Below are 23,865 nucleotides of genomic sequence, written 5' to 3'. Positions count from 1 at the left end.
GTGTTCAGCCCGCCAGCGCCAGCAGGCCCGGCTGGCCCTCGTGGCCACGCTGGGCTCGTTCCAGGATGAATTCGATCATCATCGAGATCGCGCGGGGATGGTGCCGATTCGGCATGTACAGCATGTACATGCCCCGACCGAAGATGCTCAGCCGCCACTCGGTCAGCGCCGCCAGCAGGTCGCCACGGGCGATGTCGTCGTGCACCACGTAGTCCGGCACCACGCCCACCCCCAGGCCGGCGCGGATCGCGTCGCGCAGGAAGGCGTAGTTGCGGGAGATCACGGTGGGTTCCAGCACCACGTGCTGGCGCGGCTGGCCGCCATAGTAGGCTGATAGCCGCAGCGGCCGGCCGATGACGGCCGCGCTGATGACGGGAGTGCCCGCCAGGTCTTCGGGGCGCTGCGGCAGACCGCGGGCGTCGGCAAAGGCCTTGGACGCGCACGCCACGTAGCGCACCTGGCCCAGTTCGCGCGCCACCAGGTTCTGCGGCGGCTCGGACATGATGCGCACCGCGATATCCACTTCGTCGCGCAGCAGGTCGTCCACGCTGTTCTCGAACAGCACGTCCAGCACGATGTCGGGGTACGCCTGCTTGAATTCCAGCAGCCACGGCGTCATCACAAACTGCCCATAGCCGCTGGGCACGCTCAGGCGCACTTTGCCTTGGGGCGTCTTGCCCAGCGTTTCAACGGATTCACGGGCGGCCACCAATTCATCCTGGATGCTGCGCCCGTGCTGATACAGCTTCAGTCCAATTTCAGTGGCCTCGACGTGCCGCGTCGTACGCCGCACCAACTGCATGCCCACCGAACGCTCCAGCTGGTTCAGGTGGTAGCTGACATTGGCGCGCGTCATCTTCAGGCGGCGCGCGGCTTCGCTCAGGTTGCCGGCATCCAGGATTTCCACCAGCAAGGTCAGGGATTTGGTGTCCATGGGGCTCCTCCACCGCCATTGTCAAATTTTATTATCCGCCATGTCAATTCTAGATGCCATTGTCAAGACATCTTTACTGGGAAAGAATAAGGAAATAAGAGACGAGCCGTTCTGGCCCGCCAGGCGCCGCCACGGCGGACGCCCCATTGGAGACAAGGTCCCATGACGGACAAGCAACCTGCCGGCGCCGCCCACGCGCGCCGCGACGACGACATCCTGGTCATCACCCTTGACCACCCTCCCGTGAATGCACTGAGCGCCGACGTGCGCCATGACCTCGCCGCGGCCATCCAGGCCGCGCAGTCGGACCGCCAAGTGCGCGCCATCCTGCTGGTGGGCGCCGGCAAGAACTTCATCGCCGGTGCGGACATCCGCGAATTCGGCAAGCCGCCCAAGCCGCCCGCCCTGCCCGACGTGTGCAACCAGATCGAAGCCAGCGACAAGCCGGTGGTGGCCGTGCTGCACGGCGCGGCCCTGGGTGGCGGACTGGAAGTGGCGCTGGCCGCGCATTACCGCGTCGCCCTGCCCGGCGCCAAGCTCGGCCTGCCCGAAGTGAACCTGGGCCTGCTGCCCGGCGCAGGCGGCACGCAACGCACGCCCCGCCTGATCGGCGCCCGCGCGGCGCTGGACCTGATGCTGTCGGGCAAGCACCTGTCCGCCGAGGCGGCGCTGAAAGCCGGCCTGGTCGACGCCCTGGGCGACGGGGACGATGCTCTGGCCGCGGGCCTGGCCTACACCCGCCGCTTGCTGGCCGAAGGCGCCGGCCCGCGCCGCAGCCGCGATGCCACGGCCGCGCTGGCCGACAAGGCCGCAGCGTTGGCCGAAGCCTCCGCCGCAGGCGAACAGGTCGCCAAAACCTTGCGCGGCCTGTACTCGCCCGCGAAGATCGTCGACGCCGTGCGCGCCGCTATCGAACAACCCTTTGACGAAGGCCTGCGCACCGAACGCGCGCTGTTCCTGCAATGCCTGGATAGCCCGCAGCGGGCCGGCCTGGTGCATGCGTTCTTTGCCGAACGCGAAACGGCCAAGATCCCTGAACTGAAAGCGGCGCGTCCCCGCCGGCTCGAGAAAATCGGCGTGGTGGGCGGCGGCACGATGGGCGCGGGCATCGCCGTGTCGGTGCTGGATGCCGGCCTGCCGGTCGTGATGGTCGAACAGGACGACGCCGCGCTGGAACGCGGCCGCGCGCGCGTGGCTCAGGTGTACGACCTGCTGCAGAAGAAAGGCCGGATCACCGCAGACGAGCGCGACGCCCGGATGGCGCGCTTTACCGGCGCCACCACCTACGACGCACTGGGCGACGCCGACCTGATCATCGAAGCCGTCTTCGAGGACATGGACGTCAAGCTTGCCGTCTTCGCCCAACTGGACCGCGTGGCCAAGCCGGGCGCCGTCCTCGCCACGAACACGTCCTATCTGGACGTGAACCGCATCGCCTCCGCCACGCGCGGCCCGGCCGATGTGCTGGGCCTGCACTTCTTCTCGCCCGCCAACATCATGAAATTGCTGGAAATCGTGGTGGGCGAACACACGTCCGCGGAAACGGTGGCCACCGGGTTCGAACTGGCGCGGCGGCTGCGCAAGACGCCCGTGCGCGCCGGCGTGTGCGACGGCTTCATCGGCAACCGCATCCTGGCCGTGCACCGCCAGGCGGCAGACATGATGATGGAAGACGGCGCATCGCCTTACGACATCGACGCGGCCGTGCGCGAATTCGGCTATCCGATGGGGCCGTACCAGATGGCGGATCTGGCCGGCGGCGACATCGGCTGGGCCACGCGCAAGCGCCGCGCCGCCACGCGCGACCCGGCGCTGCGCTATGTGCAGATTCCCGACCGCCTGTGCGAACGCGGCTGGTTCGGCCAGAAGACGGGCCGCGGCTTCTACCTGTATCCCGACGGCGCGCGCGTGGGCACGCCCGATCCGGAAGTGCTGGCCATCATCGACGAAGAACGCCGCCGCGCGGGCGTCACGCCGCGCCCCTTCACGCACGAAGATATCCAACGCCGCTACCTGGCCGCCATGATCAACGAAGCCGCCAACGTCCTGCACCAGGGCATTGCGTTGCGACCGTCCGACGTGGACGTGGTGTTCCTGTCCGGCTACGGCTTTCCACGCTACCGCGGCGGGCCGCTGCATTACGCCGATAGCGTGGGGCTGGACCGCGTGCTGGCCGACATCCGCAGCTACGCCCAGGAAGACCCCGCATTCTGGAAGCCGTCGCCGCTCCTCGTGCAGCTGGCGGAATCCGGCCGCAACTTCGCCAGCCTGAATCAGGCTGCCTGATCCGCCGGATTCCGATCCCGCCGATTCCGAACCCCCTTTCTTCGACAGGAAACCCCATGCGCGAAGCCGTTATCGTCTCTACCGCCCGCACCCCCATCACCAAGGCGGGGCGCGGTGAATTCAACCTGATCGCCGGGCCCACGCTGGCCGGTCACGCGGTGCGCGCCGCCGTCGACCGCGCCGGCATCGACCCCGCGCTGATCGAAGACGCCTTCATCGGCTGCGGCTACCCCGAAGGCGCCACCGGCCGCAACATCGGCCGCCAGGCGGTGATCCGCGCCGGCCTGCCCGTCAGCGTGGGCGGCGCCACCGTCAACCGCTATTGCGCCTCCGGCCTGCAGGCCATCGCCTCGGCCGCTGGCCGCATCGTCATGGACGGCGCGCCTGCCGCCATCGCGGGCGGCGTGGAACTGGTGTCGCAGATTCGCACCCGCGACGACGGCGTCAGCGGCATGGATCCCTGGATCGTGGCCAACAAGCCCGAGCTCTACCTGCCCATGATCGAAACCGCCGACATCGTGGCGGCCCGCTACGGCATCAGCCGCGAAGCCCAGGACCGCTTCGCCGCGCAAAGCCAGGCGCGCACCGAAGCCGCCCAAGCCGCCGGCCGCTACCGCGAAGAGATCATCGCCGTCACCACCACCATGTCCGTCACCGACCGCACCACCGGCGCCGTCACCGAACGCGAAGTCACGGTGGACAAAGATACGTGCAACCGTCCCGGCACCACCTATGAAGCGCTGGCGGGGCTTGCCCCCGTGCGCGGCGAAGGCCAGTTCGTGTCGGCCGGCAATGCGTCGCAGTTGTCGGATGGCGCGGCGGCCTGCGTGCTGATGGAAGCGGGCGAGGCGCAGCGCGCCGGCATTCGCCCCCTGGGCGCCTTCCGCGGCCTGGCCATTGCCGGCTGCGAGCCCGACGAAATGGGCATCGGCCCCGTCTATGCGGTTCCCAAGCTGCTGGCGCGCCACGGCCTGAAAGTGCAGGACATCGATCTCTGGGAACTGAATGAAGCCTTCGCCTCGCAAGCGCTGTACTGCCAGGAAAAGCTGGGCATCCCGATGGACCGCCTGAACGTGGATGGCGGCTCGATCGCATTGGGCCACCCGTTCGGCGTCACGGGCGCGCGGCTGGCCGGCCATGTGCTGATCGAAGGCCGCCGCCGCGGCGCCCGCTATGCCGTCGTCACGATGTGCATCGGCGGCGGCATGGGCGCGGCCGGCCTGTTTGAAATCTATTAAGGACCGACATGGACCTCGAATTCACCCCCGAAGAAAACGCGTTCCGCGACGAAGTGCGCGCGTTCCTGGCGGCCAAGCTGCCCCGGCGCCTGTCCGACAAGGTCGGCCAGGGCAAGCTGCTGGCGCGCGCCGACATGGTCGAATGGCACGCCATCCTGAACCAGCAAGGCTGGCTGGCCAGCCATTGGCCCGTGGAATACGGTGGCACCGGCTGGAGCGCCACGCAGAAATTCATCTTCGACAATGAATGCGCCTTGGCCGCCGCACCCCGCATCGTGCCCTTCGGGCTGAGCATGCTGGGCCCCGTGCTGATCAAGTACGGCACCGAAGCGCAGCGCAACTACTGGCTGCCCCGCATCCTGGACGGCAGCGACTGGTGGTGCCAGGGCTATTCCGAACCCGGCGCGGGCTCGGACCTGGCTTCCGTCAAGACCACCGCCGTGCGCGACGGCGACAGCTATATCGTCAACGGGCAAAAGACCTGGACCACGTTGGGCCAGTACGCCAACATGATCTTCTGCCTGGTGCGCACGTCGCAGGAAGGCCGGCGCCAGGAAGGCATCAGTTTCCTGCTGGTCGACATGAACAGCCCCGGTGTCGAAGTGCGCCCCATCATCACGCTGGACGGGGAACACGAAGTCAACGAGGTGTTCTTCTCGGACGTGCGCGTGCCGGCCGAAAACCTGGTGGGCGAAGAAAACCGCGGCTGGACCTGCGCCAAGTACTTGCTGACCTACGAACGCACCAACATCGCGGGCGTGGGCCAGTCGACAGCAGCGCTGGAACGCCTGAAAGCCGTGGCCGCCCGGCAAAAGAAGCATGGCCGCCCGCTGGCGGAAGACCCGGACTTCGCCGCCCGCCTGGCCCGCGTCGAGATAGAACTGGCCAATATGCGCACCACCAACCTGCGTGTCGTGGCGGCAGTTGCCGGCGGCGGCGCGCCCGGCGCCGAAAGCTCCATGCTGAAGATCCGCGGCACGCAGATCCGGCAGGAGATCACCGCGTTGAACCGGCGCGCCATGGGTCCCTATGCGCGCCCCTTCGTGCCCGAAGCGCTGCATGACGGCTATGACGCCTCGCCCATCGGGCCGGAAGGCGCCGACAGCGCCGCGGCGCAGTACTTCAACAACCGCAAGCTGTCGATCTTCGGCGGCTCCAATGAAATCCAGAAGAACATCATCTCGAAGATGATCCTGGGACTGTAAGGGCCGGCCATGAATTTTGAACACACCGAAGACCGGCGCATGCTCTCCGACATGCTGCGCCGCTTTGTCACCGAGCAGTACGACTTCGCCACGCGCGAACGCCACGCGCAATCGCCGCAGGGCTACAGCGTGGAATTCTGGCGCCGCTATGCCGAATTGGGCGCCATCGGCGCGCTATTCACCGAAGCCGACGGCGGCCTGGGCGGCGCGGGATTCGATATCTCGGTGGTCTTTGAAGCATTGGGCCGCGGGCTGGTCGTCGAACCATTCCTGGACGCCCTGATGGTGGGCAGCGCCATCGCCGCGGCCGGCACGCCGGCCCAGCGTGAAGCGCTGGAGGGCCTGATCGCAGGCGCCATCACCGCCGCGCTGGCCCAAGCCGAGCCGGAATCGGGCTATGACCTGGCGCAAGTGCGCACCCGTGCCGAACGCTCGGGCGAGGGCTGGGTGCTCAACGGCGCCAAGGCGGTCGTGACGGCGGGCGAACATGCGGACCTGTTCCTGGTGTCGGCCCGCACGGCCGGCGCGGAAGATGACGAAGCGGGCATCAGCCTCTTGCTCGTCAGCGCCGGCACGCCCGGGCTGACGGTACGCGGCTATGGCCTGATCGATGGCGGACGCGCCGCCGAAGTCAGCTTCGACAACGTCCAGCTTGGCCCCGACGCGCTGGTCGGCGAGGCCGGTGCGGGTTACGTGGTGCTGGAACGCGCCATCGGCCGCGGCATCCTGGCCTTGTGCTCGGAAGCCGTGGGCGCCATGGATTGCGCCCGCGATGCCACGCTGGAATACCTGCGCACGCGCCGCCAGTTCGGCACGCCCATCGGCAGCTTCCAGGCCCTGCAGCACCGCATGGCCGACGTGCTGCTGGAAATCGAACAGGCGCGCTCGGCCGTGATCAATGCCGCCGCCGCCGTCGACCACCCCGACCGGGCCACTCGCGAGCGCGCGCTGTCCGCTGCCAAATACACCATCGGCCGCATCGGCACGCTGGTAGCCGAAGAAAGCATCCAGCTGCACGGCGGCATCGGCATGACGTGGGAACTGCCCCTGGCGCATTACGCCAAGCGCCTGGTGATGATCGACCATCAGCTGGGCGACGAAGACCACCACCTGCGCCGTTACATCGCGCTGGGGCAGGCTTGAACGGAGGACGCCAGGACATGACGCAGGCCTATACCGTCCCGCCCTTGTCGCGCCCGTTCGCCGCGCCTTTCCTGGTGCGCAGCGCCGCCGACGTGCAGCGCTTGCAATCGCGCCCGCTGGCCGAAACGCTGACGGTGCAAAGCACCTACGAGATCTTCCGCAATTCGGCTGCGGCTTTCGGCGACAAGACCGCGCTGACCTTCTTGCGCACCGCCAACCCGGACGACGAGGCCGTACGTTGGAGCTATCGGGAGCTGCTGGCCGGCATCCACCAGACCGCCAACCTGCTGCATGACCTTGGCGTGCGCGCGGGCGACGCCGTCGGCGTGATCCTGCCCGGCTGCCTGGAATACCACCTGGCGCTGTGGGGCGGCGAAGCCGCCGGCATCGTCCAGCCGCTGAATCCGTTGCTAAGCGAAGACAAGCTCGCGTCGCTGATGACGACGGCCCGCGCCAAGGTGCTGATCGCCTATGGCTCGGACGCCGAATGCGGCACCTGGTCCAAGGCCTTGCGGCTGCGTGAACGCGTGCCCACCTTGCAGACCCTGCTGCGCGTGGCGCCGCTGGACGAGCCCTTGTCGGCCCGCCCCGCCTTGCCCGACTATGCGCTGGACTTCAACGCCAACCGCTCGGCGCAACCGGCCGACCGCCTGCTTAGCGAACGCGTGATCCGCGCCGACGACGTCGCGGCATACTTCCATACGGGCGGCACCACGGGCGCGCCCAAGCTGGCCATCCACACCCACGCCAACCAGGTCTTCACCGCCTGGGCTGCCGTGCAGTTGCAGAACGCCGGGCCCAGCGACGTGGTGATCAACGGCTATCCGCTATTCCACGTGGCGGGCGTGCTGCCGGCGTCTTTGGCCGCCCTGTCGGCGGGGGTGGAAACGGTCATCCCCACCACCCTGCTGCTGCGCAACCGCGATGTGCTGCGCAACTACTGGCGGCTGGTGGAAAAGCACCGCGCGACCTCTTTGCAGGGCGTGCCCACCATCCTGGCCGCGCTGGCGGACATACCGCTCGCCGGCGCCGATATCTCGACGCTGCGCTATTGCCGCACGGGCGCCGCGCCGCTGCCCGCCGAGCTTGCCGCGCGCTTCAAGCGCCTGTTCGGACTGCACGTGAACGAGAGCCTGGGCATGACCGAAATGGCGGGCATTTCGTCCATCACGCCGCCCGGCTCGGAATTTCCCGTGAACTGTGTGGGGTTCCCCCTGCCCTACGTGCAGGTGCGCATCGTGGGGCTGGACGTCCCGTCGGGCCAGGCGGCACGCGACCTGCCTGCAGGCACGGCCGGCATGGTGCTCTTCAAGGCGCCCAACGTGATCCCCGGCTTCCTCGACCCCGAAGACACTGCGCGCGCCTTCACCGAAGACGGCTGGCTGATCAGCGGCGACGTGGGGTTCATGGATGACGAGGGCCGGCTGCATCTGCAGGGCCGCGCCAAGGACCTGATCATCCGCGGCGGCCACAACATCGACCCGAAGACCATCGAAGACGCGCTGGCCACGCACCCGGCGGTGCACTTGTGCGCCGCGGTCGGCGCACCGGACGCCTACGCCGGCGAACTGCCCGTGGCCTTCGTGACGCTGGCCGACGGCGCCCAGGCCACCGAAGCCGAACTCGTCGCCTACGCCGCGGCCCACGTGGACGAAGGCCCGGCGCGGCCTAAGCGCGTCATCGTCCTGGACGCCATGCCCATGACCAACGTGGGCAAGATCTACAAACCCGATTTGCGCCGCCTGGCCACCGCTGTAGCGGTGGAGTCCGTAGTGGCGCGCACCTTGCAGGCGGCCGGCCTGACGGAAGACGCCCAGATCTTCCGCGTGCTGGCCGACGCGCAACCGGAGGTCGCCGTGCAAGCGGCTCCCGGCACGCCCGCGCCGCTGAGGGAGCAGTTGCGCGAAGCCTTGGCGCGGCTGCCGGTGAAGGTCGCCCTGCGCGACTGAGCCGCTGCCGTTCCAAACCTCACAACAAGCCATAACAACACCACTGGAGACAAACCCCATGCTCAAGAAGCCTCTGCGCCGCGCCTGCCTGGGCGCCCTGCTGTTCGCCGCCGCCGGCGCCGCCCTGCCGCTGTCCGCCGGCGCGCAATCCACTTTTCCCACCAAGCCCATCACGCTGATCGTGCCCTTCCCGGCCGGCGGTTCCACCGACCGCCACATGCGCATCGTGGCGCAGGACGCCTCCAAGTACCTGGGCCAGACCGTCATTGTCGAGAACCGCCCCGGCGCGGGCGGCACGCTGGGTACGGCCACGATGGCCCGCACCGCCAAGCCGGACGGCTACACGATCAGCCTGTACACGCTGGCGATGCTGCGCATGCCCTACATGCAAAAGAGCAGCTGGGATCCCATCAACGACTTCAGCTTCATCATCGGGCTGTCGGGCTACACCTTCGGCTTCACGGTCCGTTCGGATTCGCCGTACAAGACCTTCAACGAATACATCGAAGCCGCGCGCCAGAACCCCGGCAAGATCGATTACGGCTCCACCGGCATCGGTTCGTCGCCGCATCTGCTGATCGAGGAAATCGCCATCAACGCCAAGGTCAAGCTGAACCACGTGCCGTTCAAGGGCAACGCCGACATGCAGCAGGCGCTGCTGGGCGGCCACGTCATGGCGCAAAGCGACGCCACGGGCTGGGACCAGTTCGTGGACGCCGGCAAGATGCGGCTGCTGGTGACCTTCGGCGACAAGCGCACGACCCGCTGGCCCGACGTGCCCACCGCGCAAGAGCTGGGCTACAAGGTCGTGTCCACTTCGCCCTACGGCCTGGCCGGTCCGAAGGGCATGGACCCCGCGGTCGTGAAAACCCTGCACGACGCGTTCAAGAAGGCCCTGTTCGATCCGGCCAGCGTGGACGTCATGAAGCAGTTGAACCAGGAACCGGCCTACCGCAACAGCCAGGATTACAAGGACTGGGCCCAGGCCACGTACGTCAAGGAAAAGGGCCTGATCGAATATCTGGGCCTGATGGCGAAGGACTGACGCACGCGGGGCTTACGCCCCCGCCGCTTCCTGGATGACCTGGAAGCAGCGTTCGCGCGTGATGCGCGTGGCCGGGCTGATGCTGCGGCCACGTAAGGTCACGAACGCGAAGTGCGCCTGGATATCGAAATCCGGCGGCGGCGGCAGGCGGACAAGCCGTTCCGATTCCGCCAGCGTGCGCGCCGAGGCCAGCACACCCAGGAAGACCGCATCCGACCGCTCGACGATATCGAACAGGTAGGAAATGTCTTCGCATTCCATATGCAGCTCGAACCCCGCCGGCGCGGCGGCGCCCGCCAGCCGCCGCCGGATTTCCGGGCTTAAACCGGTCGACACGACGGGATAGCGCAACACGTCGGCCAAGGTCGCGCCCCGCACGTCCCGCAGCGGATGGCCCGGCCGGCAGACAAAGCCCGACGCCAGCGCCGGCATCGGCGCCACCTCCAGGTCTTCTTCGTTGTCCAGCGTACGGATGTGCACGATCAGCGCGTCGAGCACGCGCTCGCGCAGGCTGACCAGCAAGGATTCCGTGGGGCCGCGCGACAGCCTGACGCGCAGCTTCGGGTAATGGTCCAGCAGGTGCTGCATCAACGGCACGCTGAGCAAGGCGCTGGGCGCCGCCCCCAACCCCAGCCGGATGGCGCCGGTTTCGCCTTGCGCCAGCATTTCCGCTTCGCGGCGAATTTCTTCGACCTCGGCCAACACGCGCCGCGCTCGCTGTCCGACCAGGCGGCCCAGCGGCGTGGGCTCATTGCGCTTGCCGATGCGGTCCACAAGCGCGCCCAGCTCTCCTTCCAGCAATTGGATGCTGCGGCTGAATGCCGGCTGCGACAAGTGCAGCGTTTCGGCCGCCCGCGTGAACGAGCCGGTCTCCAGAAGCGCCACCAGATGAGCAAGCTGCGAAAGGTTCATGGCCCCGGCCCCGTTGATCGCATTAATCATGCACAAAACGCATTGTAATCAGCCAATCAATCGATTGGACAGATGAAACGGCCGCTTCTAGCATCCCATCCAGCACTCGGATCCATCACAAGGGGAATGCCATGAAAAAGAATCTGATGATCGCCGCCGTCTCACTGCTGACCGGGTTGGGCGTCGGCGCCCACGCGCAGGCGCAGGCGCAGAACTATCCTGCCCGGCCCGTGTCCCTGCTGGTGCCCTACCCGGCGGGCGCGGCCAGCGACATCACCGCCCGCGCCGTGCAGGGAGCAATGTCGCAGTCGCTGGGCGTGCAGGTGGTCGTCGAAAACCTGGGCGGCGCCAACGGCGCGCTGGGCGCGAACCGCGTGCTGAATGCCAAGGCCGACGGCTATACCCTGTTCCAGGGCTCGCCCAACGAGCTCATCCTGGCCGGGCTGACCAACAAGTCCGTCACCTACAAGCCGGACGACTTCCAGTTCGTGGCGCCCGTGGCCACGTCGCCCTACGTCGTCGTGACGCGCGCGGACCTGGGCGCGGCCAATGTGGATGAACTGGTCGCCCTGGCGCGCCAGCGCAGCGTGCCGTTGACCTATGGATCTGGCGGCGCAGGGTCGATGATCCACCTGATCACGGCTGCGCTGGCTGAGCGCACCGGTGTCGCGCTGACGCACATCCCGTACCGCGGCGGCGCGCCGCTGATCACCGACATGGCCGGTGGCCAGATCGATTTCGCCATCATGCCGTACCAGGCGAACTACGAAGACCTGCGCCGCGAAGGGCGACTGAAGATCATCGGCACGCTGAACCGGGAACGCCTGGCCGCGCTGCCCGACGTGCCCAGCGTGCAGGAAAGCGCCACGCTGAAGGACTTCAACTACACCATCTGGACCGCCTATCTGGTGAAGAAAGGCACCCCGGCCGCGGCGGTCCAGAAGCTGCACACCGCGATCCAGGCCTCGCTGCGCGACCCCGCGGCCCGCAAGACGCTGGAGGCGCAGGGAAAGATCCTGTTCGCACCGCAGACGCTTGCCGAAGGCGACGCCTTCTACACGGAACAAATTGCCGGCCTGGCCGAGCTGGTGCGGCGCAGCGGCTTCCGCGGCGATTAAACGCCCCGCCCCACCGGCCCGCCCCCGCCGCGCGCCGCCTTCCCTTTCTTCCGGACCCTTCCATGACCGATACTCTCCAGCCCGTCCTGAACCATCTGGCCGCCCGCCAGCCGCAGATCGAAGCGTGGCTCAAGACGTTCCTGCGCATCCCCAGCGTCAGCGCCGACCCCGCCTACGCCGCGTCCATGGACGAGGCACGCCGATTCCTGTGCGAACGGCTGCGGGCCGAAGGACTGCAACAGGTGCAGTTGCTGGACGGCGGCGGCGAAGCCGCGGTGTATGCCGAATGGACCGGCGCGCCGGGACGGCCGACCGTGCTGATCTATGGCCACTACGACGTCCAGCCCGCCGACCCCGTCGCGTTGTGGCGCACCCCGCCTTTCGAACCCACGCAGGTGGGCGACCGCCTGTATGCACGCGGCACGTCCGACGTCAAAGGGTCGACCACCATTGCGCTGGAAGTCGTGTTCGCCTTCCTGGCCACGCTGCGCGCCTGCCCGGTCAACATCAAGGTGTTCATCGAAGGCGAAGAGGAAACGGGCAGCCCGTCGTTGCGCCCGTTGATTGATCGCTACCGCGACCTGCTGGCCGCCGATGCCGTGCTGTCGGCCGACGGCGGCCGCGCCAGCGCCACGATCCCCACCATCAACACCGGCGCGCGCGGCAATGCCGCGTTGGAGGTCAAGCTGCGCACGGCGTCCAAAGACCTGCATTCCGGCCGCTACGGCGGCGGCGTCAGGAACGCCCTGCACGAAATGGCGGCGCTGTTGGCGTCGCTGCACGCGGACGACGGCAGCGTCGCCGTCGACGGTTTCCATGCGGGCGCCGAGCCCCCTACGCCACGGCAGCGCCAGGACACGGCGGCGTTCCCCTACGACGAAGCCGCGTTCTTCACCGACGTGGCGGGCGCCTCGCATGGCGAACCGGGCTACAGCCCCCGTGAACGGATCACGCTGCGCCCGGCGCTGGACGTGAACGGCATGTGGGGCGGGTACACCGGCGCGGGCGTCAAAACCATCATCCCCTGCGAAGCCCAGGCCAAACTGACGGTCCGGATCGTGGAAGGCCAGGACCCCGCGCAAGTCATCCACGCGGTGCTGGCGCATCTGCAAGCCCGCTGCCCGGCGGGCTGCGAACTGGAGGTCGTGGCGCTGAACCCGGGGTCGCCCGCCGCCACGCTGCACCCGGAACATCCCCTGGTAACCGCGGCGCAAGCCGTGCTGCAGGTGCCCGGCGGGGCCAGGCCGATCCACGTTCGGCTGGGCGCCAGCGTCCCCATCACGTCCGTCTTCAAGGAAATGCTGGGCATCGATACCCTGATGTTCGGGTTCAACCTGCCCGACGAAGACGTGCACGCACCCAATGAATTCTTCCGCCTGTCGTCGATCAGCCAGGGGGTGAAGGCCTGGACTGAATTGCTGGACGCGCTGGGGCGCTTCGAGCCAGCAGCCTTCCACCCGCGCTGAAAGGACGAAAGCCGGCCAGGATTGCATGGCATTTTTGTATTCAAAAAATGTCTGCCTTTCCTGTTCGGCTTTTTGATAGACTGGCTGCCCGATGGTTTTTCCCTCCCGGCAGCCCCAGCCGCGCCCCATGACCCAGGAAGTTCAGCTAGATCCCAGCGCCGACGACATCGCCCGCGAAGTGGCCGCCGCCATCGTGGCACACAAGCTTCCGCCGGGCACCCGGCTGCGCGAAGAAGCGCTGGCGCGCGTCTACAAGGTCAGCCGCACCAAGATCCGCGCGGCGCTGCTGATGCTCAGCAAGGACAAGCTGATCAACATCGTGCCCGACAAGGGCGCCTTCGTCAGCAAGCCGGACGCGAACGAGGCGCGCGAGGTATACGCCGTGCGCCGCATCCTGGAGGCCGCGCTGGCCAAGGAATTCGTCGCCAACGCCACGGCCGCCGATTTCCGCCGCATCGATGCCCACCTGGCCGAAGAGCGCCGCGCGCTCGAGAGCGGCGACGTCCAGAAACGCAATCACCTGCTGGGCCATTTCCATATCCTGCTGGCCGAAGCCGTGGGCAATTCGGTGCTGACGGGCATGCTGCGCGAGCTGTCCGCGCGCAGCGCCGTGATCACCGTCCTGTATCAAAGCTCGCACGACGCCAGTTGCTCGTCGCAAGAGCACCACGCCTTCATCGAGGCCGCCCGTGCGGGCGACATCGAACGCGCCTGCGCGCTGATGGACGAACATCTGGAACACGTCCAGACAGCGCTGAACTTCACGGACGACGGCCGGTCAGGCGGCGATCTGGTCACCGCCCTGCTCAGCTAGCCGCCCGCCCCCAGCAGTTGGCCCATGCGCTGCTGCAACCAGGTTTCGGTCGCGCTCAGCGACGCGCCTTGCAACCATAAGGTCCGCACGGACAGCATCGGCAAGGACAGGCCCGCGCACGGCACGCGCGCAAGCGTGGTGCGAAAGCTCTCGTATTCCGCGATGTTCAAGGGCAGGATCGCCCAGCCCAGGCCGTCCGCCACCATGCCGGCAATGCTGTAGAAGCTGTCGGTTCGCCATACGGTCGGGCTCAGCACCACCTCGTCCACCCCTTCCATCTGCATCACCAGTTGCCGGTAGCGCGCCAGATCGCTGCGCGTCACTTCGGCCAGGCCCGCCAGCGGGTGGCCTGATGCCACGAAGACGGCCTGCTCCACATGGCCCAGATAGCGGTGCGCAAAGGCGCTGCCCGGATCGCCTCGGTCGAAGTGGAAAGCAATGCTGGCGCGGCCCTGCTGCACGTAATCAGCCACTTCGGTCGCGGTGCCATTCAGTTGCGTCAATTCCAGCGCCGGAAAGCGCGCCGCAAGCTCCAGCACCAGCGCGCCCAGCACCTGGTACGGCAACGCTTCGTCCAACGCGATGGACAGCCGCGCGTCCTGCCCCGCGGCGAACGACAGGGCGCGCTGATCCAGGCCTCCCGCCTGGCGCAGCAGTTCGCGGGCCTCTTGCAGCATCACTTCACCCACGGGCGTCAGCGTGGCGTTGCGCCGCGATCGGTCGAACAGTTCCACGCCCAGGTCCGCTTCCAGCAGCCCGACCGACGTACTGACGGCCGACTGCGCGCGGCCCAGCCCGCGTGCCGCGGCGGAAAACGAACCGGCGTCTGCGGCCGCCACGAATTGGCGTAGTTGATCCAAGGTCCATTGCATTGCGACTCCTATCCACCCATCAATTTAATAGATGGAATCAAACTTTTTCAGGCAAATATGCAGATGGATAATACCGGACCTGAAGCTGGCGCCGCACCGTAGCAGCCGCCGGTTTTCAGTTGCCTCACAGGAGTAGAACTATGCAGCGGACTCATTCGAACGCTGTCGCCACGGCCGATCCGCGCCGTTGGCTGGTGCTGGCCATCGTGTCCATCGCCTTGTTGTTGATCGTGGTGGACATGACGGTGCTGTACACCGCCTTGCCCCGGCTCACGCACGACCTGGGCGTCTCAGCCTCGGCAAAATTGTGGATCGTGAACGTCTACGCGCTGGTCGTGTCCGGCCTGCTGCTGGGCATGGGCACGCTGGGCGACCGGCTCGGCCACAAGCGCCTGTTCATGATGGGCCTGGCCGTGTTCGGCGTGGCCTCGCTCGCCGCCGCCTATTCGCCCGGCGCCCCCGCCCTGATCACCGCCCGCGTGCTGCTGGCGGTGGGCGCCGCCATGATGATGCCGGCCACGCTGTCCATCATCCGCCTCACCTTCACCGACGAACGCGAACGCGCCGTTGCCATCGGCATCTGGGCGTCGGTCGCCTCCGGTGGTGCTGCGCTGGGCCCCGTCGTGGGCGGCGTGCTGCTTGAGCACTTCTGGTGGGGCTCGGTGTTCCTCATCAACGTGCCGATCGTGCTGCTGGCGCTACCGCTCGCCTGGCGCTGCATTCCCGCCAGCCGGCCCAGCGCCGCGCGCCCCTGGGACCTGGCCGGTTCGCTGCAGGTCATGGCCGGGCTGATCCTTTGCGCTTATGCGCTGAAGGAACTGGGCAAGGCCGCAACATCGTGGCTGCATGCGGGCCTGGCGTGCGTGGCGGGCGTTGCGATGCTGACGGTGTTCGTTCGCCGCCAGCGCCGTCGTCCGTACCCGTTGATCGACTTCGCCATCTTCCGCAACGCCACCTTCAGTTCGGGTGTTGCCGCCGCCCTGTTCGCGGGCGCCGCCTTGTTCGGCATGGAGCTCGTGTTCAGCCAGCGCCTGCAGTTGGTGGTGGGCATGTCGCCCATCCAGGCCGCGCTCTACATCCTGCCGCTGCCGCTGGCCGCCTTCGTGGCGGGTCCGCTGGCGGGATGGCTGTTGGCCTACATCCGCGGCCCCCGCCTGATGTTCCTGGCGCTGACCGTCTCGGGCTTGGGCATGGGCGGGTACCTGCTGAGCTATGACGGGTCGTTCATGGCCCAGATGGCCAGCCTGACCGTGCTGGGCGTGGGCATCGGCGCCACCATGACGGCGGCCTCCAGCTCCATCATGCAAAGCGCCACGCCGGAACGCGCCGGCATGGCGGCCTCGATCGAAGAGGTGTCGTACGAATTGGGCGGCGCCTTGGGCGTGACGTTGATGGGATCGATCCTGACCGGCGTCTACGCGCAGACGCTGGACGTGCCGGCGGGCGTGACGCAGGCGGCGTCCGTACGCGACAGCCTGGACGACGCGCTGCTAGTGGCCGAAGGCCTGCCGGCAGACGTTGCGGCCGCCTTGACGCAGGTGGCCAAGTCGGCCTTCGACACCGGCTATGCGGTGGTGATCGCGACCGCCACCGTGATGCTGTTGGCCACCGCCGTCTTCGTGCTGCTGAACCGCACGCGCAGATCGGCGCACGCCGCCTGAGCGCATCCCGCGGCAACACGGCGCGCTTCGGCGCGCCGTGTTGCCTTTCCGATGATCGGCTTTGCTATGTCTTTGCGGGCGCGATCAGGCTCAGCACGTAGCTCAGGAACGCGTCTTCGCCGGGCAACTGCCCACCCCCCACCGCAATCGCATCCTCGACTTCGATGCGGCTGTGTAGCCAGTACTGGATCAACGCGCCGGTGGTGATCATGGCCTGGCCGGGCGGAATGTCGTTGCGCACGAAACCCGCTTTCTGCGCGGCGGCGAATACCGGCACGAACAGTTGGTTCAACCTTTCTGACCGCGTCCGGCGCTCGGCTTCCTGTGCGCCCATCACGCGCCACAGCTGAAAGCGCAGCGCGGCGGGATGCGATTTCCAGTAAGTGAGGTAGCCGCCCACCATGTCCGGCACGGTACGAGCGGACACCGGCAACCGGATGGCCGGTTCGATCGCGGCCATGAAGTCCTCGGTGATGCACTCACCCACCTTCGACCACAGGGTTTCCTTGTCCTTGAAGTGGTGGTGAATCAGGCCTGGGGACACCCCAGCCTCCTGCGCGATCAAGCGCATCGTCGACCCATCGAAGCCCGACCGCGCAAAGAGCGTCAACGCAGATTCCAGAATGACGTCGCGCGCATCCGGCGTCGTGTACTGCGGGCGCAGCTCTGCCATGCCTTGTTCTCCTGTCTGATCTGACTGCCATTTTACGGTGACGGAACGAATCGATCAATTGACTGACCAACTGTTTAGTCAATAGAATTGCGAGAAATTCTCATTAACGATTCTGGAGTCACCCGTGTTGAAGTCGCAGGCCACGCCCCGCCATGCCCTTTCCCCCCTATGCCTGGCGCTTGCGCTGGCCAGCTCGCCCGGCTGGGCCCAGGCGCCCGACGGGTCCGCCAAGCCGTCAACGCCCGACTCCGCCACTGCCGTCGAGCTTGCCCCCGTCACGGTCACCGCCCGCCGCCGCGAGGAAAGCGCGCAAAGCGTGCCGATCAGCATGACCGTGCTGAGCGAATCACAATTGCGCGTCGACGCCGCCCCCACCGCCGGCAATGCCGGCCTGGCCCGGTCCTCGCCCAACCTGTCTTTCGTGGACACGGGTGGCCAGAATTCCAATGTCTTCAACATCCGCGGCGTGGGCTCGTTCGCGCCCCTGTCCCCTGACGACACCTCCGTCGTGATGTACGCCAACGACGTGCCGCGCTCGGTCTATGGCGCCCCGCCCACCCTGCTGGACATCGATCGCGTGGAAGTGCTGCGCGGCCCGCAAGGCACGCTGTTCGGCCGCAACACGCAAGGCGGCGCCATCAACATCATCCCCAATTTGCCGCGCTTTGAACGCGAATATTCAATACGGGGCGAAATCGGCAGCCACGGCCACCGGCTGGGGGAACTGGTAGGCAACGAGGCGCTGTCCGACACCGTCGCCGCGCGACTGGCCTTGCGCTACACCACGGTCGACGGCACGGTGTCCAATCTGGCGTCGGGCGGCAAGGACGGCTGGGCGGACGTGGGCGCCGCGCGCGGCACGGTGCTGTGGACGCCGGGCGCCAATACGGTCGTGACGTTCACGGGCACCTACGACCAGCAAAAAAGTGCGGCCCCGCGCTTCATCTGGGCCCAGAACCCGCACTTCCCGCAGACGGCGGTCGACCCGGAAAATCGGATCGATTGGCGCGATGCCGGCGGCAGCGTCAAGGTGGAACACGAGTTCGAAGATTTCACGCTGACCTCCTTGACCAGCTATCTGGATTCACGTTCCACCCAGGCGTTCGACCTGACCGACGGATTGATCTATTCCGCGATGACGGGCCGCGCCGCCTCGGTCTTCAACACGCCTTACGCGGACTTCGCCGACATCCATTTCCGCGAGCAGACGTGGCAGCAGGAATTCCGCTTGAGTTCGCCCGAAACCAGCGCACTGGGCTGGACGGTAGGTGCCAACTATTTCCACTCCAGCTTCGCCAACGACACCCGAGCCAACGCATCGCCCGCCGCCTTCAACTTCCAGACGCAGAACGGCACGCACGCCAACCGCATCAAGACCGACAGTGTGTCCCTGTTCGGCGAGGCCAGCGTCCCGGTCACCGAGCGCTTGAAGGGTCTGCTGGGCTTGCGCTACACGCACGAAAGCAAAGACGCGCGTTACCAGTTCACCGGCAACGGCAACCCTGCCGTCGTCGACAGCTACCGCCAGCACAGCACGCTATCCGACAACTTCCTGACCGGGCGCACCGGCCTGTCCTACGACTGGACGGACACGCTGATGACCTACGCTACCGTGTCGCGCGGCTACGTGTCGGGCGGCTTTGCCGGCGTCTCGGTCAACACGCCCACTGGCAAACCGGAAACGCCTTTTGCGGCCTCCACCAGTTGGACGTATGAAGTAGGCGTGAAATCCCAATGGCTGGACCGTCGCCTGGACATGAACGCGTCCGTGTTCATGAACGATGTCAAGAACGGCCACCTGATCGTCTTCAGTCCGTCCGCGCTGCTGTTCACGCCGGCGTCGCTGGACTACCGCAGCAAAGGCGCGGAAGTCGAGTTCGCCGCGCGCGTGCATCCGAACGTCACGCTGATCGGCGGCGTGGGCTACACCCACGCGGAACTGGCGTCGGTGCCGGCGGGCAGCGCCACGGGCGCGCAATCGGGCAACCGCGTGCCGAACGTGCCAAAGCTGACGGCCAACCTCGGGGTGCAGGCTGAAGCGCCCGCACAAGGACTGGGCCTGCCGGGAAAACTGAATGGTCAGATCGTCTGGCAGCACGTGGGGGCACGCGCCGCCGACGTCAAAGAGAGTTTTACGCTGCCCGCCTACGAGGTCGTCAACCTGCGCGCGGGCTGGTCCAACGGGCCGCTGGAAATCTACGGCTTCGTCTACAACCTGTTCGACAAGCAGTACCTGATCGCCGGCCAAAGCTGGGGGCCGACGGTCAGTTCCGTGCGCCTTGGCCAGGAACGGCTGGCCGGCGTCGGCATGAGCTGGAAGTTCTGACATGACGACGCGCACGACTTGCGCACGCCCGCCTTCGCCTTGGCTGCCGCTGGCCGCGGTGGCGGCGCTGTACGTCTCGCTGGGCGCGGTGATCGGCTTCGTACAGGGAGGCATCGGTCCGATCCTGCGCAGCAAGGGCGTGGCGTTGGCCTCGATGGGCTGGGTGTTTGCGCTGTACCTGCCCTTTGGCCTGACGTTCCTGTGGGCGCCCTGGATCGACCGCCGGGCACTGCCCTGGCTGGGCCGGCGCACCGGCTGGATCATCACGGCGCAGGCCGTCGGCGTAGCGGCGGTGGTCGGCATCGCATTTGGCGCCGCCCTGCCCGTGCCCACCTTGTACGCGTTGGCCCTGGCTGCCACCCTGTCCGTGTCCACCATGGATGTGGCGCTGGACGCCTGGACGGTCGAACACATCCCGGCCGCTTACCGCTCGGCCGCCTCAGGCGCCAAGGTCGGCGGGATGTCGCTGGGCGCGGTGTTCGGCGGCGGCTTGCTGGTGGGCGTCTTCCCCAGCGTGGGGTGGACCGGCGTCTTCCTGCTGCTGGCCGCGGTGATGGCGCTGGCGACGGTTCCCGTATGGATGCTGCAGGAGTCCGGTCCAGGCCCGCACCGCCGCGCCCCAGCGCAAGCCAGCCTGGCCGCGGCCTTGCGCCAGCCCGTGATGCAAAGCCGGCTATTGCGTGTCAGCCTGGTCACCTGCGCGCTGATGGCGCTGTTCAACATGAACCGGCTGATGCTGGTGGACCTGGGCGTGCCGCTGGCGCGCATCGGCTGGGTGATGGGCATCGCGGCGCCGCTGGCTAACCTGGCGGCCGCCATCGCCACGCCGTGGCTGCTGACGCGCGCCGCGCCGCGGCCGGTCTTGTGGGCGTTCGTCGGAGCGGCGGTGGCCAGTACGACCGCCATCATGGCGGCCGTGCATGGCGGCCATGCCGGGCTGGCGATTGCCGCGTCGGTGACGGCGGGCGCTTGCGTGGCCGGCATCTACATCGTGCTGGGCGGCCTCATCCTGGGCTGGGCGTCGGGCGGCCAAGCGGCCACGGACTACTCCCTGCTGTATGGCGTGGGCCGATTCATCGGCACGCTGGCGCTGCTGGGCATGCCGGCCCTGATCGCGCGCGCGGGCTGGCTGCCGTTCTACGCCACGGCGGGTATCGCAGCGGCACTGTCCACCGCCTGGCTGCTGTCCGCCCTGCCCGGGCGCCGCCCTGCGCCCCAGGCTTAGGCGGGCAGACCCGGTCAGCGCTTGCGGAAGGCGTTGTCCATGTCTGCGATCAGGTCTTCTTCGTGCTCAAGCCCGATGGACACGCGGATCAGCCCTTCCGACACGCCTGCCGCATCGCGTTCGGCCGCCGGCACGCCCGAATGCGTGGTGGATGCGGGATGGCAGACCAGCGATTCGGTGCCGCCCAGGCTGACTGCCGACTTGAACAGATGCAGCGCGTTGATGAAGCGGAACGCGCGCTCGCGCCCGCCGTCCAGCACGAACGCAAACGTCGACCCCGGCCCGGTGCACTGGCGCTTGTAGACCTCTTGATACGCGCGGTCGGAGATCATCTCGGGATGGAAGATCTGCACTTTTTCATACGGGTTGCCCGCCAGCCACTGGGCCACCTTGGTCGCCGTGCGTGCCGCCTGCTTCATGCGCAGCACCACGGTCTCCATCGAGCGTGTGATCATCCAGCAGGAATGCGGATCCAGTTGCGAACCGAACGCGCTGCGGATCGCCCGCACCTTCTTGATCAACTCCTTGGTGCCCGTGACGGCGCCCGCCACCAGGTCGCTGTGGCCGCCCACGTATTTCGTCAGCGAATACACGCACAAGTCCACGCCATGTTCGGCGGGCTTCTGGAAGATAGGCCCCAGCAGCGTGTTGTCGCATACCGAGATCGGCCGGTAGCCGTGGCGCGTTTCGAACGCGTCCAGCTCGTTCTTCATGGCCTCAAAATCGATCAGCGAGTTGGTGGGATTGGCGGGCGTTTCGATATAGAACACGCGTACCGGTCCCTTGGCCGCGGCGGCCTCAAGCGCGGCCCGCATGTGCTTGGGCGACAAGCCGTCCTGGATCGGATGCGATCCGATGCCCCATTCCGGGAAGATCTTGGCGATCAGGGTCTCGGTACCGCCGTACAGCGGCAGTGACTGCACCAACTGGTCGCCAGGCCGCAGAAAAGCCATCAGCACCGCGCTAATCGCGGCCATGCCGCTGGAGGTCACGGCGGCATCTTCCGAACCGTCCAGCAACGACAGCCGGTCTTCCACGATCTCCAGGTTGGGATGGTTGAAGCGGCTGTACACGAGGCCGGCCGATTCGCCCTGCGGCAGGGGTTTGCGCCCCGACACCAGGTCGAAAAAGGCCGCGCCGTCTTCGGCCGAGCGGAACGCGAACGTCGACGTCAGGAACACCGGCGGCTTGACCGCCCCTTCCGACAGGAAGGGGTCGTAGCCGTACGACATCATCTGCGTCTCGGCATGCAGGGGACGGCCAAAAAACTCTTTCTTGTGATAGGTCGAATACGTCATGGTGTGCCTCTTCTCTGGGGTTCCAGCCGACCGGGCAGGCGCGTCTCGCATTCGATGACAATAGCGCCGGCCGCCTCGGGATGTCTTGCAGTATGGGCGCAGGCCATCCCAATATTCTTTCCATTTCAGTCACAAGACCGCGATAATGGGAAACGTTGTTTCCCATCAGAACGAATTTATGAAAGACACTGCCTTGTTACATCAACTTGACGCGATCGATTGGAAAATCATGAAAATCCTTCAAGAAGATGGACGCCTGAGCAATGCCGAGCTGGCCGAGCGCGTATCGCTGTCGGCCTCGCCTTGCTGGAAACGGTTGAAGCGGCTGGAGACCTCGGGCGTCATCCGCGGCTATCAGGCCATTCTTGACCGCCGCGCGCTGGGGATGGGGGTGGTGGCGTTCGTCAGCATCTCGCTGGAGAACCACACTGAAAAACTGTGCCACGCCTTCGAGGCGGCCGTGGCCGCCATGCCCGAAGTGCTGGCCTGCCACAACACCACCGGCCAACACGACTACCTGCTGCATATCGTCGCGCGCGACTTCGACGCCTATTCCGAATTCGTGCGCAACCGCCTGCGCACCTTGCCCGGCGTGAAGGAATTGCTAAGCACGCTGTCGATGCATGAAGTGAAGTCGTCGACCAAACTGCACCTGTAGGCGGCCGCCTATTCCGCCACGGGCGGCATCTGGCCCGGCACGACGCGGTTGCGGCCCTGGTGCTTGGCCTGGTACAGCCCGCGGTCGGCCGTGAGAATCAGGTCGGTGCATGGCTGCTCTGCCGCAGGCACGGCCGTGGCAGTACCGATGCTGACCGTCAGCCACGACCCCGAACCCGTGTCCTTCTGCGGAATCTGCATGGCCTCGACGGCGCGGCGCAGCTTTTCTGCGGCCAGGCGCGCGCTGCCGGCGGGCGTGCCCGGCAGCACCAATGCGAACTCTTCGCCGCCGAAGCGGGCCGCCAGGTCGGTAGACCGGTCGCAGCTGGCGAAAATGGTGTTGGCCACGCGCTTGAGCGCTTCGTCGCCCGCGATGTGGCCATAGGTGTCGTTGTAGGCCTTGAAGTGGTCCACGTCGATCATGAGCATGCTGATCTCGCGGCCGTCGCGGCGCGCGCGTTGCCATTCGGCGTTGAGGTATTCGTCGAAATAGCGGCGGTTGCCCAGGCCGGTCAGGCCGTCCGAATTCGTCAGGCGGCGCAATTCCATATTGCTTTCCAGCAACTGCTGCTGGCTTTGGCGCAGGGCCTGGTAGGCCTCGTCGCGCTGCACCAGCGCCAGGTACGAACGCGAGTGGTAGCGGATGCGCGCCACCAGTTCGATGGAATCAGGCAACTTCACCAGATAATCGTTGGCGCCCGCCGCAAAGGCCGCGCTTTTGATAGCCGGATCTTCCTTCGTGGACAGCACGATGATCGGGATGTCGCGCGTGACGGGATGGTTGCGGTATTCCTGCACCAGGCTCAAGCCATCCACGCCCGGCAGCACCAGATCCTGCAGGATGACGGTGGGACGCGTCTGGATCGCCACCGTCAGCGCCTTGTAGGGGTCTGAGCAGTAGTGGAAATCGATATTCCCCTCCGTCGCCAGCGCCCGCCGGATCGCTTCGCCGACCATCACCTGGTCGTCGACGAGCAGCACCATGGCTGCATGCGAATTCAGATCCGCGGAAGCCGAGCTGTCAATGGGAGGGTGCATAGTAT

The 23,865-nt window shown here is 66.9% G+C and carries 19 protein-coding genes; 13 read left to right on the top strand and 6 right to left on the bottom strand.

All coding sequences use genetic code 11. The features are described from left to right. Nucleotides 1-4: 4 nt before the first annotated feature. The gene (locus AC27VE_RS20140) at nucleotides 5-934 is read right to left on the bottom strand and encodes a LysR family transcriptional regulator (protein WP_280026000.1); all 930 of its coding nucleotides are present in this window, start codon (nucleotides 932-934) and stop codon (nucleotides 5-7) included. 162 nt (nucleotides 935-1,096) lie between these two features. Here AC27VE_RS20140 and AC27VE_RS20135 point away from each other — a divergent pair, with 162 nt between their 5' ends. The 6 genes from AC27VE_RS20135 to AC27VE_RS20110 are packed head-to-tail and all read left to right on the top strand — an operon-like array spanning nucleotide 1,097 to nucleotide 9,800. Then, nucleotides 1,097-3,220 carry a 3-hydroxyacyl-CoA dehydrogenase NAD-binding domain-containing protein gene (locus tag AC27VE_RS20135; RefSeq protein WP_488704794.1) on the top strand — a complete coding sequence of 708 codons (2,124 nt, stop codon included), beginning with the start codon at nucleotides 1,097-1,099 and terminating at the stop codon, nucleotides 3,218-3,220. A 56-nt stretch (nucleotides 3,221-3,276) separates the two neighbouring features. Continuing rightward, complete coding sequence (locus AC27VE_RS20130) at nucleotides 3,277-4,458, top strand: acetyl-CoA C-acyltransferase (protein ID WP_488704793.1); 1,182 nt, start codon at nucleotides 3,277-3,279, stop codon at nucleotides 4,456-4,458. Between the two features lie 8 nt (nucleotides 4,459-4,466). After that, nucleotides 4,467-5,663 carry an acyl-CoA dehydrogenase family protein gene (locus AC27VE_RS20125; RefSeq protein WP_488704792.1) on the top strand — a complete coding sequence of 399 codons (1,197 nt, stop codon included), beginning with the start codon at nucleotides 4,467-4,469 and terminating at the stop codon, nucleotides 5,661-5,663. Between the two features lie 9 nt (nucleotides 5,664-5,672). After that, a complete protein-coding gene (locus tag AC27VE_RS20120) occupies nucleotides 5,673-6,806 on the top strand; it encodes an acyl-CoA dehydrogenase family protein (protein WP_488704791.1) in 1,134 nt (377 codons plus the stop codon). 17 nt (nucleotides 6,807-6,823) lie between these two features. Beyond that, on the top strand, nucleotides 6,824-8,755 hold the full coding sequence (locus AC27VE_RS20115) for an acyl-CoA synthetase (protein ID WP_488704790.1): 1,932 nt from the start codon (nucleotides 6,824-6,826) through the stop codon (nucleotides 8,753-8,755). 58 nt (nucleotides 8,756-8,813) lie between these two features. After that, nucleotides 8,814-9,800 (top strand): tripartite tricarboxylate transporter substrate binding protein, encoded by a 987-nt coding sequence (locus AC27VE_RS20110; protein WP_315131466.1) that lies wholly within the window; start codon nucleotides 8,814-8,816, stop codon nucleotides 9,798-9,800. A 12-nt stretch (nucleotides 9,801-9,812) separates the two neighbouring features. On the opposite strand, the gene AC27VE_RS20105 is transcribed toward AC27VE_RS20110, so the two are convergent. Continuing rightward, a complete protein-coding gene (locus tag AC27VE_RS20105) occupies nucleotides 9,813-10,712 on the bottom strand; it encodes a LysR family transcriptional regulator (protein ID WP_488704789.1) in 900 nt (299 codons plus the stop codon). A 131-nt stretch (nucleotides 10,713-10,843) separates the two neighbouring features. Here AC27VE_RS20105 and AC27VE_RS20100 point away from each other — a divergent pair, with 131 nt between their 5' ends. The 3 genes from AC27VE_RS20100 to AC27VE_RS20090 all read left to right on the top strand — a co-directional run bounded on the left by AC27VE_RS20100 (nucleotide 10,844) and on the right by AC27VE_RS20090 (nucleotide 14,110). Next, nucleotides 10,844-11,830 (top strand): Bug family tripartite tricarboxylate transporter substrate binding protein, encoded by a 987-nt coding sequence (locus AC27VE_RS20100; RefSeq protein ID WP_488704788.1) that lies wholly within the window; start codon nucleotides 10,844-10,846, stop codon nucleotides 11,828-11,830. Between the two features lie 62 nt (nucleotides 11,831-11,892). Further along, nucleotides 11,893-13,296: a dipeptidase gene (locus AC27VE_RS20095; protein WP_488704787.1), complete on the top strand. Its 1,404-nt coding sequence runs from the start codon at nucleotides 11,893-11,895 to the stop codon at nucleotides 13,294-13,296. Nucleotides 13,297-13,423: 127 nt separating this feature from the next. Next, nucleotides 13,424-14,110: a GntR family transcriptional regulator gene (locus AC27VE_RS20090; protein WP_488704786.1), complete on the top strand. Its 687-nt coding sequence runs from the start codon at nucleotides 13,424-13,426 to the stop codon at nucleotides 14,108-14,110. On the opposite strand, the gene AC27VE_RS20085 is transcribed toward AC27VE_RS20090, so the two are convergent. After that, on the bottom strand, nucleotides 14,107-14,982 hold the full coding sequence (locus AC27VE_RS20085; RefSeq protein WP_088587151.1) for a LysR family transcriptional regulator: 876 nt from the start codon (nucleotides 14,980-14,982) through the stop codon (nucleotides 14,107-14,109). The genes AC27VE_RS20090 and AC27VE_RS20085 overlap by 4 nt on opposite strands. Nucleotides 14,983-15,122: 140 nt before the next feature. Between AC27VE_RS20085 and AC27VE_RS20080 the strand changes: the two genes are divergently transcribed. Then, the gene (locus AC27VE_RS20080; RefSeq protein WP_488704785.1) at nucleotides 15,123-16,643 is read left to right on the top strand and encodes an MFS transporter; all 1,521 of its coding nucleotides are present in this window, start codon (nucleotides 15,123-15,125) and stop codon (nucleotides 16,641-16,643) included. 64 nt (nucleotides 16,644-16,707) lie between these two features. Here the strand turns inward: AC27VE_RS20080 and AC27VE_RS20075 are convergent, their stop codons facing one another. Continuing rightward, a complete protein-coding gene (locus AC27VE_RS20075) occupies nucleotides 16,708-17,316 on the bottom strand; it encodes a TetR/AcrR family transcriptional regulator (protein WP_488704784.1) in 609 nt (202 codons plus the stop codon). A 127-nt stretch (nucleotides 17,317-17,443) separates the two neighbouring features. Between AC27VE_RS20075 and AC27VE_RS20070 the strand changes: the two genes are divergently transcribed. Together AC27VE_RS20070 and AC27VE_RS20065 are read left to right on the top strand one after the other, a co-directional pair. Next, the gene (locus AC27VE_RS20070) at nucleotides 17,444-19,642 is read left to right on the top strand and encodes a TonB-dependent receptor (RefSeq protein ID WP_488704812.1); all 2,199 of its coding nucleotides are present in this window, start codon (nucleotides 17,444-17,446) and stop codon (nucleotides 19,640-19,642) included. A gap of 1 nt (nucleotide 19,643) precedes the next feature. Further along, a complete protein-coding gene (locus AC27VE_RS20065) occupies nucleotides 19,644-20,867 on the top strand; it encodes an MFS transporter (RefSeq protein WP_488704783.1) in 1,224 nt (407 codons plus the stop codon). A gap of 14 nt (nucleotides 20,868-20,881) precedes the next feature. Here the strand turns inward: AC27VE_RS20065 and AC27VE_RS20060 are convergent, their stop codons facing one another. Next, nucleotides 20,882-22,165 (bottom strand): cystathionine gamma-synthase family protein, encoded by a 1,284-nt coding sequence (locus AC27VE_RS20060; protein WP_424624677.1) that lies wholly within the window; start codon nucleotides 22,163-22,165, stop codon nucleotides 20,882-20,884. Between the two features lie 178 nt (nucleotides 22,166-22,343). Between AC27VE_RS20060 and AC27VE_RS20055 the strand changes: the two genes are divergently transcribed. Further along, nucleotides 22,344-22,823 carry an Lrp/AsnC family transcriptional regulator gene (locus tag AC27VE_RS20055; protein WP_315131448.1) on the top strand — a complete coding sequence of 160 codons (480 nt, stop codon included), beginning with the start codon at nucleotides 22,344-22,346 and terminating at the stop codon, nucleotides 22,821-22,823. Nucleotides 22,824-22,831: 8 nt separating this feature from the next. Here AC27VE_RS20055 and AC27VE_RS20050 read toward each other — a convergent pair whose 3' ends face one another. Further along, the gene (locus AC27VE_RS20050; RefSeq protein WP_488704782.1) at nucleotides 22,832-23,860 is read right to left on the bottom strand and encodes a diguanylate cyclase; all 1,029 of its coding nucleotides are present in this window, start codon (nucleotides 23,858-23,860) and stop codon (nucleotides 22,832-22,834) included. Nucleotides 23,861-23,865 lie beyond the last annotated feature (5 nt).

The sequence above is a fragment of the Achromobacter sp. 18P8.1.1 genome, assembly GCF_057799415.1.
Note: the sequence above shows the minus strand (reverse complement) of the source record. Positions and strands in the feature narration are given on the sequence as shown.

Excerpts from the sequence above, each read along its gene's own strand:
- AC27VE_RS20075 (WP_488704784.1), bottom strand. The coding sequence starts at position 17,316 with ATGGCAGAGCTGCGCCCGCAGTACACGACGCCGGATGCGCGCGACGTC.
- AC27VE_RS20100 (WP_488704788.1), top strand. The coding sequence starts at position 10,844 with ATGAAAAAGAATCTGATGATCGCCGCCGTCTCACTGCTGACCGGGTTG.
- AC27VE_RS20095 (WP_488704787.1), top strand. The coding sequence starts at position 11,893 with ATGACCGATACTCTCCAGCCCGTCCTGAACCATCTGGCCGCCCGCCAG.
- AC27VE_RS20110 (WP_315131466.1), top strand. The coding sequence starts at position 8,814 with ATGCTCAAGAAGCCTCTGCGCCGCGCCTGCCTGGGCGCCCTGCTGTTC.
- AC27VE_RS20120 (WP_488704791.1), top strand. The coding sequence starts at position 5,673 with ATGAATTTTGAACACACCGAAGACCGGCGCATGCTCTCCGACATGCTG.
- AC27VE_RS20115 (WP_488704790.1), top strand. The coding sequence starts at position 6,824 with ATGACGCAGGCCTATACCGTCCCGCCCTTGTCGCGCCCGTTCGCCGCG.
- AC27VE_RS20065 (WP_488704783.1), top strand. The coding sequence starts at position 19,644 with ATGACGACGCGCACGACTTGCGCACGCCCGCCTTCGCCTTGGCTGCCG.
- AC27VE_RS20055 (WP_315131448.1), top strand. The coding sequence starts at position 22,344 with ATGAAAGACACTGCCTTGTTACATCAACTTGACGCGATCGATTGGAAA.
- AC27VE_RS20140 (WP_280026000.1), bottom strand. The coding sequence starts at position 934 with ATGGACACCAAATCCCTGACCTTGCTGGTGGAAATCCTGGATGCCGGC.
- AC27VE_RS20050 (WP_488704782.1), bottom strand. The coding sequence starts at position 23,860 with ATGCACCCTCCCATTGACAGCTCGGCTTCCGCGGATCTGAATTCGCAT.
- AC27VE_RS20130 (WP_488704793.1), top strand. The coding sequence starts at position 3,277 with ATGCGCGAAGCCGTTATCGTCTCTACCGCCCGCACCCCCATCACCAAG.
- AC27VE_RS20105 (WP_488704789.1), bottom strand. The coding sequence starts at position 10,712 with ATGAACCTTTCGCAGCTTGCTCATCTGGTGGCGCTTCTGGAGACCGGC.
- AC27VE_RS20125 (WP_488704792.1), top strand. The coding sequence starts at position 4,467 with ATGGACCTCGAATTCACCCCCGAAGAAAACGCGTTCCGCGACGAAGTG.
- AC27VE_RS20085 (WP_088587151.1), bottom strand. The coding sequence starts at position 14,982 with ATGCAATGGACCTTGGATCAACTACGCCAATTCGTGGCGGCCGCAGAC.
- AC27VE_RS20060 (WP_424624677.1), bottom strand. The coding sequence starts at position 22,165 with ATGACGTATTCGACCTATCACAAGAAAGAGTTTTTTGGCCGTCCCCTG.
- AC27VE_RS20135 (WP_488704794.1), top strand. The coding sequence starts at position 1,097 with ATGACGGACAAGCAACCTGCCGGCGCCGCCCACGCGCGCCGCGACGAC.
- AC27VE_RS20080 (WP_488704785.1), top strand. The coding sequence starts at position 15,123 with ATGCAGCGGACTCATTCGAACGCTGTCGCCACGGCCGATCCGCGCCGT.
- AC27VE_RS20090 (WP_488704786.1), top strand. The coding sequence starts at position 13,424 with ATGACCCAGGAAGTTCAGCTAGATCCCAGCGCCGACGACATCGCCCGC.